Below are 9,687 nucleotides of genomic sequence, written 5' to 3'. Positions count from 1 at the left end.
GCGGCGCTCCCCGGCCACGCGCCGTCGTCCGGGCCTCTCACCTCGCGCGAACTGGACGTGGTGCGGCTCGTGGCCAAGGGGCTCACCAACAGGGCCGTGGCCCAGGAACTCGTACTGAGCGAGAAGACCGTGGCGCGCCATCTCGCGAACATCTACGCGAAGCTCGGGATCGCCTCACGTGCCGCCGCGACGGCCTACGCATACGACCACGGCCTCCTCGAGCGCCCCTGACCGTTAGGGCTGCACAGAATGACCCACTCCCGCCCGCGGCGATTTGCATGATCCGCCCGACGCGGCCGCCCACCCACCCGCCGTACCGTCGAATCAGTGGCCCGGACGGCGGGCCCTTGGTTCAGGAGGGCATCATGACCAGCATCGAGCCCCTCGCGCGGGGCGCCGAGGCCGGCGGCGGCGAGCACGTCGAAACGGTCGTTGTCGGGGGCGGGCAGGCCGGACTCGCGACCGCGTATTGGTTGGCCCAAGCTGGCCGGGGATGCGTCGTCCTCGACGAGCGCGAGCGGATCGGCGACCAGTGGCGCGAGCGCTACGATTCCCTCCGGCTCTTCACCCAGGCCCGCTTCAACGGGCTCCCCGGATTGCCCTACCCCGGCCGCCGCACGGCGTACCCCACGGCGGTGGAACTCGCGGACTACCTCGAGACGTACTCGAGCTTCATCGGCGTTCCGGTGCGCACGGGCGTCCGCGTGACGTCAGTGGACTCCGACTCGGGCGGCGGTTTCGTGCTCGAGACGAGCGCGGGCCGGCTGACGGCGAGCAACGTCGTTCTCGCGATGGGCAGCGACGCGATCCCCAAGATCCCCAGCGTGGCAGCCGAGCTCGACCCGGGCATTCGCCAGCTGCATTCGATCGGGTACCGTCGGCCGGGCCAGCTTCTCCCGGGTCCCGTGCTCGTCGTGGGCGCGAGCCAGTCAGGGGCAGACATCGCCCTCGAGGTCGCGCGGGCCGGGCACGAGACATGGCTTTCAGGCCGGCACCACGGCGAGATTCCCGTGGACGAGCGGATCGGTGGGCCCATTATGTGGTTCTTGGCGAATCGGGTATTCACGCTCAGGACCCCGATCGGCCGCAAGATGCGTTCCAAAATCCGCGGCGGGGGCTCCCCGCTCGTCCGCACACGACGCGCCGACCTCGACGCCGCGGGCGTCCGGCGGACGCAGGCCCGCACGGTCGGCTCGAGGGACGGCCTGCCGCTTCTCGACGACGGAACCGTCCTCGACGTCGCCAACGTCGTCTGGTGCACGGGCTATCGCCCGGACTATTCGTTCGTTCGCCCGCTCCGGGTCGGCGACGACGGGTATCCGGCCGAGACCGAGGGCGCGGCGAGCGGCGTGCCCGGCCTGTTCTTCGTCGGGCTGCTCTTCCAGCGGGGCTTCTACTCGCACCTCGTGGGGGGCGTTGGGCGGGACGCGCACTTCATCGCGGATCGGATCGCTGCCCGCGCTGCCGCCCAAACCCATCCAAGGGTCAGCTCCCGCGGGTAACACCCACGCGACGTGACCCCCAAACGGACGCGCACCCACGGGACGTGACCCCCAAACGGACGCGCACCCACGCGACGTGACCCCCAAACGGACGCGCACCCACGCGACGTGACCCCCAAACGGACGCGCACCCACGGGACGTGACCCCCAAACGGGCGACGGCGGCCGGTGACCTTCCGCGCGGAAGGCACCGGCCGCCGTCGACCGTTGGAGGTGAGCGACTCAGAGGTTCGACTGCGGCTCGTGCGTCGGGTAGACCGTGCGGAGGAGGTGCGCGGTCTCGGACGGGGTCTTGCCGACCCTGACGCCCGCAGCCTCGAGGGCCTCCTTCTTGGCCTGGGCCGTGCCGGAGGAGCCGGAGACGATGGCGCCGGCGTGGCCCATCGTCTTGCCCTCGGGCGCGGTGAAGCCGGCCACGTAGCCGACCACGGGCTTCGTGACGTTGTTCTTGATGAACTCGGCCGCGCGCTCCTCGGCGTCGCCGCCGATCTCGCCGATCATGACGATCGCCTTCGTCTCGGGGTCCGCCTCGAACGCCGCGAGGGCGTCGATGTGCGTGGTGCCGATCACGGGGTCGCCGCCGATGCCGATCGCGGTCGAGAAGCCGAGGTCACGGAGCTCGTACATCATCTGGTAGGTCAGCGTGCCGGACTTCGAGACGAGGCCAACGCCGCCCTTGCCGGTGATGTTCGCCGGGGTGATGCCCACGAGAGCCTCGCCCGGGGTGATGATGCCGGGGCAGTTCGGGCCGATGATGCGCGTGATCTGCTGGCCCTCGACGTCCTTCTTGGACTGCGCGAGCGCCCAGAACTCGGCGGAGTCCTGGACCGGAACGCCCTCGGTGATGACCACGACGAGGCCGATCTCGGCCTCGATCGCCTCGACCACGGCGTCCTTCGTGAACGCCGGCGGGACGAACACGATCGACGTGTCGGCGCCGGTCTCGGCCATGGCCTCCTTGACCGAGGCGAACACGGGGAGCTCGATCTCGGTCCCGTGCTGGTCGGCGTGCTTGACGGTCGTGCCGGCCTTGCGGGCGTTCACGCCGCCCACCACGTTCGTTCCGGCCGCGAGCATGCGGGCGGTGTGCTTGGAGCCCTCGCTGCCCGTGATGCCCTGGACGATGACCTTGTTGTTCTTGTTGAGGAAGATCGACATGATTCTTCGTCCCTTACTTCGCAGCGTAAGCGAGCTCGGCGGCCTTGTCGGCGCCCTGGTCCATGTTCTCCGCGAGGGTGACCAGCGGGTGGTTGGCCTCGTGGAGGATGCGGCGGCCCTCGTCGACGTTGTTGCCGTCGAGGCGGACCACGAGCGGCTTGTTCGCCGAGTCGCCGAGCTTGGTGAGGGCGCCCACGATGCCGTTGGCCACGGCGTCGCACGCCGTGATGCCACCGAAGACGTTCACGAACACGCTCTTGACCTGCGGGTCGCCGAGGATGATCGAGAGGCCGTTCGCCATGACCTCCGCCGAGGCGCCGCCGCCGATGTCGAGGAAGTTCGCCGGCTTGACGTTCCCGTGCGCCTCGCCGGCGTACGCGACGACGTCGAGCGTCGACATGACCAGGCCCGCGCCGTTGCCGATGATGCCGACCTCGCCGTCGAGCTTGACGTAGTTGAGGTCCAGGGCCTTGGCCTTGGCCTCGAGCGGGTCCTCGGAGTCCTTGTCGGAGAGCTCCTCGTGCTCCTTGTGGCGGATCGCGGCATTCTCGTCGAGCGAGACCTTGCCGTCGAGCGCGATCAGGTCACCGGAGCCGGTCTTGACCAGCGGGTTGACCTCGACGAGCGTGGCGTCCTCGCCCTTGAAGACGTCCCACAGCTTGAGGATGACGTTCGCGACCTTTGCGCGAAGCTCGGGGGCGAAGCCCGCGGCCTCCGCGATCTCGGCGGCCTTGGCCTGGTCGATGCCCGTGCCCGGGTCGACCGCGATCCGCGCGAGCGCCTCGGGACGCTCGACGGCGAGCTGCTCGATCTCCATGCCGCCCTCAACCGAGCACATGGCGAGGTAGTTGCGGTTCGAGCGGTCCAGAAGCACGGAGAAGTAGTACTCCTCGGCGATGTCCGCGCCGGCCGCGACCATGACCTTCTTGACCGTGTGGCCCTTGATGTCCATGCCGAGGATGTTCTGCGCGTGCGCGAACGCCTCGTCGGGGGACTTCGCGACCTTGACGCCGCCGGCCTTGCCGCGGCCTCCGACCTTGACCTGCGCCTTGACGACGGTCACTCCGCCGATCTTCTCGGCAGCAGCCTTGGCTTCCTCAGGGGTGTGCGCAACGATTCCGGCCAGCACGGGCACGCCGTGTGCCTCGAACAGATCGCGCGCCTGATATTCAAACAGGTCCACGGTTCAGTGTCCTCTACGTCGAAGTAGTTCTGACATCGGATCACCGTGGTTCGCCAGCGGGAGCTCCCCCGTCGGCGGGCCCAGTGCTCCAAGGGGAAACTCTAGTCCCTCGCCGGGGGCACCGTCCCTCCGAGCCCGGTTTCGTGACCAACCGCACAGCTCTACAACGTGTAGAATCCGCACTTTTGCGCTGCGGAATCCGGCCTCCCCAACTTCCGGGCCGGCGTCCCCAGCTTCTCCTCCAATCTCCCCAAACTTTGGGCGAGCGACGACGGCGCCCACCCGGGATGACGCGCCTCACTCGCCTGCGAGGCCGGCAATGATGGGGATGTTGGTTTAGATACCGGGGAGACTGGCGCGAGCGCAGTGGAACCGGTTCAGAACCCGGACGCTCGTGATTGACCATCGGTCCGTTGACACGGGCGAGGACCACGACCAAGCTGTGGAAAAGTCATGACAATCCTCTGGCGGGGGCAGCAATGACGGCCAGGAACGGTAGGCGAAGGATCGCCAGGATCGCCACGCTCGTTCTGAGTATCGCCGCAGTCTCGGGTTCCGCAGCGTGCGCCATCGCCGGCCCAACCCCAGGTGACCCGCCGATTGTCGTGCTAAACACGACTCCCGTGGTTCCGGGCCCCATTTCAGAAAGCCTGGCCGGGGCCCTGGATCAGGCCGATCGTCTGAGCGCCGTCCACCCCGACGACCTGTCATTCCCGTGGGTCAACAGATCACGGGGCGAAGTAGTCCTGACCGCCGTCACGGCCGCGGGGCGCGAGCAAGCGGCCTCGTTCCGCGCAAGTGTTCCCGTGAGGATCGAAGAAGTGCGGCACAGCCGCAGCTATCTCAAGCACATCATGGACTCGGCGATCGGTCGCCAGAACCAGGCCGGCGTCACCGTGTGGGCCACCTTCCCGGATGCGGAGCACAATCGCATCATTCTTGAGGTCACGAGCCTCCCGCAATCGTTCGTCGCGCAGTTAGCTGCGGCCTACGACCCCTCAGCCCTTGCGCTCGTTGCAGCACGCGACCCCGGATCCGGGCCTCAGTAGCGGTCAGCTCACCTTCGTCAGGGGCGCGTAGCGCAGGAGGAGCCGCTTCTCCCCGACCGAGAACGTCACCTTCGCGACCGTCTTGTCTCCCGAGCCCTCGACGCCGATGACGGTCCCGTCGCCGAACGCCGTGTGGTTGACCCTGTCTCCGACCGAGACGGAGATGACCTCCTTCTGCGGCTGCACGCGATTGGCGCGCACGGACGCGGGCGGCGAGGAGATCGCGTCGAACTGCGCGTTGCGGCTCGCCCCCGAGCCCCAGTAGGAGCCCGAGAATCGCGACGAGGAGCGGTCCCCCGCCGTCCCCACCGCGGGCGGCCGCGCCGAGCCCTCGCGCTTCCAATCGATGAGTTCGGCCGGCACCTCGCCGAGGAACTGGCTCGCGGGGTAGTACTCGCTCTGGCCCCACAGGCTCCGGACCTCCGAGCGCGTGAGGTAGAGCCGCTCGCGGGCCCGGGTGAGGCCCACGTACGCGAGGCGCCGCTCCTCGGCGAGTTCCTCGGGATCGGTCGCGGAACGCCGGTGCGGGAACACGCCGTGCTCCATGCCGGTGAGGAACACGATCGGGAACTCGAGCCCCTTCGCCGTGTGCAGGGTCATGAGCGTGACGACGCCCTGCCGCTTCGCCTCCGCGACGGCCGCCTCGACCTCGGCGGCCGTGGCGCCCGGCGCGTCGGGGATCTGGTCCGCGTCCGCGACGAGCGAGACCTGCTCGAGGAACTCCGAGAGCGAGCCCTCCGGATTGTCGCGCTCGTATTCGCGCACGACGGCGACGAGCTCGGCGAGGTTCTCGACGCGCGACTCGTCCTGGGGGTCCGTCGAGTTCCGGAGCGCGGCGAGGTAGCCGGTCTGCTCGAGGACCGCCTCGAGCGCGGCCACTGCCCCCGAGCCCGCTGCGACGACGGCGAGATCGTCGAGGAGCTTCACAAAGCCCTTGACCGCGTTGACCGAACGGGTCGCCATCGCCGGGGCCTCGTCGGCTCGGCGCATCGCGGCCATGAACGAGGTGCGGTCCCGCTCGGCGAGCGCGGCGATCGCGCCCTCCGCGCGGTCCCCGATCCCGCGCTTGGGCTCGTTGATCACGCGGCGGAGGTTGACGTCGTCGTCCGGGTTGACGAGCACGCGCAGGTAGGCGAGCGCGTCTTTGATCTCCTTGCGCTCGTAGAAGCGCGTGCCGCCCACGACCTTGTACGGCAGCCCCACGCGCATGAGGATTTCCTCGAGGCTCCGGGACTGCGCATTCGTGCGGTAGAACACCGCCACGTCGCCCGGGCGGTAGTCCCCCGAGTCGACGAGCCGGTCGATCTCGCCCGCGATGAAGCGGGCCTCCTCGTGCTCGTTCTCGGCCGCGTAGCCGATGATCTTCTCGCCGTTGCCCTCTGCCGTCCAGAGAGTCTTCTCGGGCCGGTTGGGGTTGCGCGAGATGACCGCGTTGGCCGCCGAGAGGATGGTCTGGGTCGAGCGGTAGTTCTGCTCGAGCTTGATGGTCCGGGCTTCCGGGTAGTCCTTCTCGAACTCGACGATGTTGCGGATGTCCGCGCCGCGGAACGCGTAGATCGACTGGTCGGAGTCGCCGACCACGGTGAGCTCCGATGCCGCAGGGCCCTCCCCCACGAGCTCCCGCACGAGCGCGTACTGCGCGTGGTTCGTGTCCTGGTACTCGTCCACAAGGACATGCCGGAAGCGGCGCCGGTAGCCGTCCGCAATTGCCGGGAACGCCCGGAACATGTAGACGGTCTGCGCGATGAGGTCGTCGAAGTCCATCGCGTTCGACTGCCGCAGCCGCTCCGCGTACCCCTTGTAGACCTCCGCGACGCCAGCCTCGAACGGATCGCTCATGTTGGCCCGCGACGCGAAGTCGTCCGCGTCGATGAGCTCGTTCTTGAGCGCGGAGATCTTGTGCTGCACGGCCTTCGGCGCCACGCGCTTCGGGTCCAGCTCGAGCCCCTTGTGGACGAGCGTGATGAGCCTGAGCGAGTCAGCCGAATCGTAGATCGAGAAGTTCGAATTGAGGCCCACGGAGGAGGCCTCGCGCCGCAGGATCCGCACGCACGAGGAGTGGAACGTCGAGATCCACATGCGCTTGGCGCGCTCGCCCACCAGGCCTTCGATGCGCTCCCGCATCTCCGCGGCGGCCTTGTTCGTGAACGTGATCGCGAGGATCTCGCCGTGGTGCGCGCGCCGGGTCGCGATGAGGTACGCGATGCGGTGCGAGAGCACGCGGGTCTTGCCGGAGCCCGCGCCGGCGACGATGAGCAGCGGGCTCCCCGCGTGGATCACCGCCTCGCGCTGTTGCGGGTTGAGCCCGTCGAGGAGCTGCTCGGCTTCCGCCGAGGGCTGAATGGCCGACGGCGGCACGAAAGACTGCGCGGCGGCTTCGGGATCGCTCGAGACCCACGCGGGAGGCGCCATGCCTCCGCGATCCGGGGGCGCGCCGTGACTCTCGTCGCCGCCTTCCGGCTCTTCCGCGCCCCCGGGCGTGCCGGGCTTGGGCAGGTCAGCGTACGGGTCGAAGAGCATTTCCATGATGAGGTCTATTTTAAGACGTCACCCCGACACTCCGGCGCACCGCAGATTCGACTCGCCCTCGACACTCCGGCGCACCGCAGATTCGACTCACCCAGACACCCGAGCCCCACCGCGCCCGCGCCGCCCTATTCGGCGGGAGGCTCCTTGCGCACGCCGTAGTGGTGGCCCTCCGAGTCAGTCTTGACGTCGATGCCTTCGAGCTCCTCGAACTCCTTGACGTCCTCGGGATTGTGCCCGTGCGCCTCGGCCTCGCGTGGATCGCGGTGCGCGGCCGGCCCGTAGACGCTGCGGAGATGGCCCATGGTCCGCATGAAATGGCCCACCTTCGAGTGCGGCGCGCCGGGCTCCTGCCCGGTGTGCCGCGGCGCCCCGTCCGCCGGTTGGATCGGCTCGCGTCCACCGTCCGGGTTCTCGACCCGCGGCTCGCCGTCGGTCGTCGATTCACTCATGGTTTCCTCCTCTCGCCCCTCCGTCACATCAGTCCGTGGTCGCCTCGACCGTCTCGCTGCTCGCAAACACCTCGCGCGTCAGATCGAGCACGCGGTTCCGCGCGGACAGCAGGTCCACGAGGATCTTCTCGAGCCGGGACGCGATGCCCTCGTCGAGCCAATCCCGCGCGTAGTACGCGAGGGGCTCGTAGGCGGCGAGCGCGCCGTACACGACCTCGAGTGCGAGAGGCAGGACGGCCAGGTCCATGATCGAGTTGTCCGTCTTGCGCAGCACGACGTGCGCCTCGTGGTCGAGGCCGTCCGCGGTGTGGCCCGCGGGCACCGCGACGTTGCGCTCCAAGTCGGCGAAGATGTCCTCCAGGACGGCCGCGTGGGAGCGCGCCGCCTCCTGAAGATCCCGCATGAGGGCGTTGACCTCGCGGCGCTGAGCATGTTGCTCGAGCGTGCCAAGCGTCACGATGTTGCGGCGGCTCGTACCGCGGGCGATCCCCAGCCGATAGACGAAGAGCTCATGAGCTTCAGTGAAGTACTCGAACACAGCGACCTCGCTTTCCGCGGCAGTGCCACGAGCGCGAGCACCAGGGCCGCCGGGCCCCGTCCAATGACTTCGTGCCGGGCATTGCCTGGGTCAATTTTCCCGCGAACCGCCGGAGCCGGGCAATGCCCGGCGCCGTGTGGCCGCTCTGGGCCGCCGGCTAGGCTTCGGCGCTCCGATGCTGCTCGACAACGTCGGCCTCGTCCGCCTCGACGACCACGACCTCCTCGCTGTCGATCAGGCCGTCTTCCTCGTCCCAGATGGGCATGTCGGGCTCTACCGAGTAGTCCAGCGACGGGTCCTCTTCCTCGGTGAGGGCGTGGACCGGATCCTGGCCTTCTACGCTGACCATCGTGCTCCCTCCTTAGCCTTCGCCTCCGGGGTCACTCCAGCACAGCACCGCGCGAAGTGCAGGTCAAGGGCTCCCCGAGTCAGGCGAACTGGACCTCGGCGAGCGCGTCGAGGATCTCGCCGACCGCCGTCGTTCCGCCCGCGGCAAACCACGTGAGGCCGTTGACCACCACCGTGCCCGTGGTCCCGCCCGCCCCGCGGACGATCGCCTTGCCGGGCAGCCAGTCCCATTGGGGGCATGAATGCTGGAACCACGCGCCGATCTCGCCCTCTGCGACGCGGGCCAGATCGCACGAGCCCGAGCCGAGGATCCGGATCGAGGCGGCCTTCACGGCGGCGTTGTGCCACGGCATCGCCGAGAGCGGCTGCTCGAGCCACTTGGGCTGGATCGAGGTCGCCGTGCCGAGCAGTCCGAGGCGCGCGTCGTCGGGGCCCGCGAGCGGCTCGCCGTTGAGCGTCGACGGCGTACCGTCCCCGCCGACCCACAGCTTGTCCTCCTGCGGCTGGTAGATCGCGCCGAGCTGGACCTCGGGGTCGGTCTCGCTCGTGCTCGCCTCGCCGCGCAGCGCGATCGCGGAGCACCAGTAGCGCGAGCCCGAGAAGAAGTTGAAGGTGCCGTCCACGGGGTCGATGACCCACGTGCGGCCGGAGGCCGAGGGCACGGATGCGCCCTCCTCGCCGAACACGCCGTCGTCGGGGCGGCAACGCCCCAACTGCGCGACGACGTAGGCCTCGGCGGCCTTGTCGGCGGCCGTGACGATGTCGGAGACGGAGGTCTTCCGCTCCGCGGACAGCCCCTCGCGGCGCATCCGGAGGGCGAGGCCCCCGGCGTTGCGCACGAGGGCGGCCGCGAGCGCGGCGTCGTCGAGGGAAGGGTCGAGGGCCAGGTCATGCGTCAGCTCAGGCACGGTAACCAGCCTACGATAATGGG

The 9,687-nt window shown here is 69.1% G+C and carries 10 protein-coding genes; 3 read left to right on the top strand and 7 right to left on the bottom strand.

All coding sequences use genetic code 11. From position 1 onward, the window contains the following. Together ACLN58_RS12600 and ACLN58_RS12595 are read left to right on the top strand one after the other, a co-directional pair. On the top strand, positions 1–231 hold a 231-nt coding region (locus tag ACLN58_RS12600; RefSeq protein WP_415855606.1), incomplete at its 5' end, for a response regulator transcription factor. A gap of 134 nt (positions 232–365) precedes the next feature. Beyond that, the gene (locus ACLN58_RS12595; protein ID WP_415855605.1) at positions 366–1,502 is read left to right on the top strand and encodes a flavin-containing monooxygenase; all 1,137 of its coding nucleotides are present in this window, start codon (positions 366–368) and stop codon (positions 1,500–1,502) included. Positions 1,503–1,724: 222 nt separating this feature from the next. Here ACLN58_RS12595 and sucD read toward each other — a convergent pair whose 3' ends face one another. Together sucD and sucC are read right to left on the bottom strand one after the other, a co-directional pair. After that, a complete protein-coding gene (sucD, locus tag ACLN58_RS12590) occupies positions 1,725–2,660 on the bottom strand; it encodes a succinate--CoA ligase subunit alpha (RefSeq protein ID WP_415855604.1) in 936 nt (311 codons plus the stop codon). Positions 2,661–2,673: 13 nt separating this feature from the next. Continuing rightward, a complete protein-coding gene (gene sucC, locus ACLN58_RS12585; RefSeq protein WP_415855603.1) occupies positions 2,674–3,843 on the bottom strand; it encodes an ADP-forming succinate--CoA ligase subunit beta in 1,170 nt (389 codons plus the stop codon). A 605-nt stretch (positions 3,844–4,448) separates the two neighbouring features. Between sucC and ACLN58_RS12580 the strand changes: the two genes are divergently transcribed. Next, entirely contained in the window at positions 4,449–4,892 is a 444-nt protein-coding gene (locus tag ACLN58_RS12580; protein WP_415855602.1) for a hypothetical protein, read from the top strand. Between the two features lie 3 nt (positions 4,893–4,895). On the opposite strand, the gene pcrA is transcribed toward ACLN58_RS12580, so the two are convergent. The 5 genes from pcrA to ACLN58_RS12555 all read right to left on the bottom strand — a co-directional run bounded on the left by pcrA (position 4,896) and on the right by ACLN58_RS12555 (position 9,655). Continuing rightward, positions 4,896–7,418, bottom strand: a complete 2,523-nt coding sequence (pcrA, locus tag ACLN58_RS12575) for a DNA helicase PcrA (RefSeq protein WP_415855601.1) — start codon at positions 7,416–7,418, stop codon at positions 4,896–4,898. Between the two features lie 128 nt (positions 7,419–7,546). Then, positions 7,547–7,870: a hypothetical protein gene (locus ACLN58_RS12570; RefSeq protein ID WP_415855600.1), complete on the bottom strand. Its 324-nt coding sequence runs from the start codon at positions 7,868–7,870 to the stop codon at positions 7,547–7,549. A 28-nt stretch (positions 7,871–7,898) separates the two neighbouring features. After that, positions 7,899–8,408 (bottom strand): DUF892 family protein, encoded by a 510-nt coding sequence (locus ACLN58_RS12565; RefSeq protein ID WP_415855599.1) that lies wholly within the window; start codon positions 8,406–8,408, stop codon positions 7,899–7,901. Between the two features lie 157 nt (positions 8,409–8,565). Continuing rightward, the gene (locus ACLN58_RS12560) at positions 8,566–8,757 is read right to left on the bottom strand and encodes a hypothetical protein (protein WP_415855598.1); all 192 of its coding nucleotides are present in this window, start codon (positions 8,755–8,757) and stop codon (positions 8,566–8,568) included. Positions 8,758–8,836: 79 nt separating this feature from the next. Continuing rightward, positions 8,837–9,655 carry an inositol monophosphatase family protein gene (locus ACLN58_RS12555; RefSeq protein ID WP_415855607.1) on the bottom strand — a complete coding sequence of 273 codons (819 nt, stop codon included), beginning with the start codon at positions 9,653–9,655 and terminating at the stop codon, positions 8,837–8,839. Positions 9,656–9,687 lie beyond the last annotated feature (32 nt).

The sequence above is a fragment of the Sinomonas sp. G460-2 genome, assembly GCF_047759905.1.
Taxonomy (GTDB): domain Bacteria; phylum Actinomycetota; class Actinomycetes; order Actinomycetales; family Micrococcaceae; genus Sinomonas.
The sequence above is the reverse complement of the archived record's forward strand: the minus strand, read 5'-3'. Positions and strand labels throughout refer to the sequence as shown.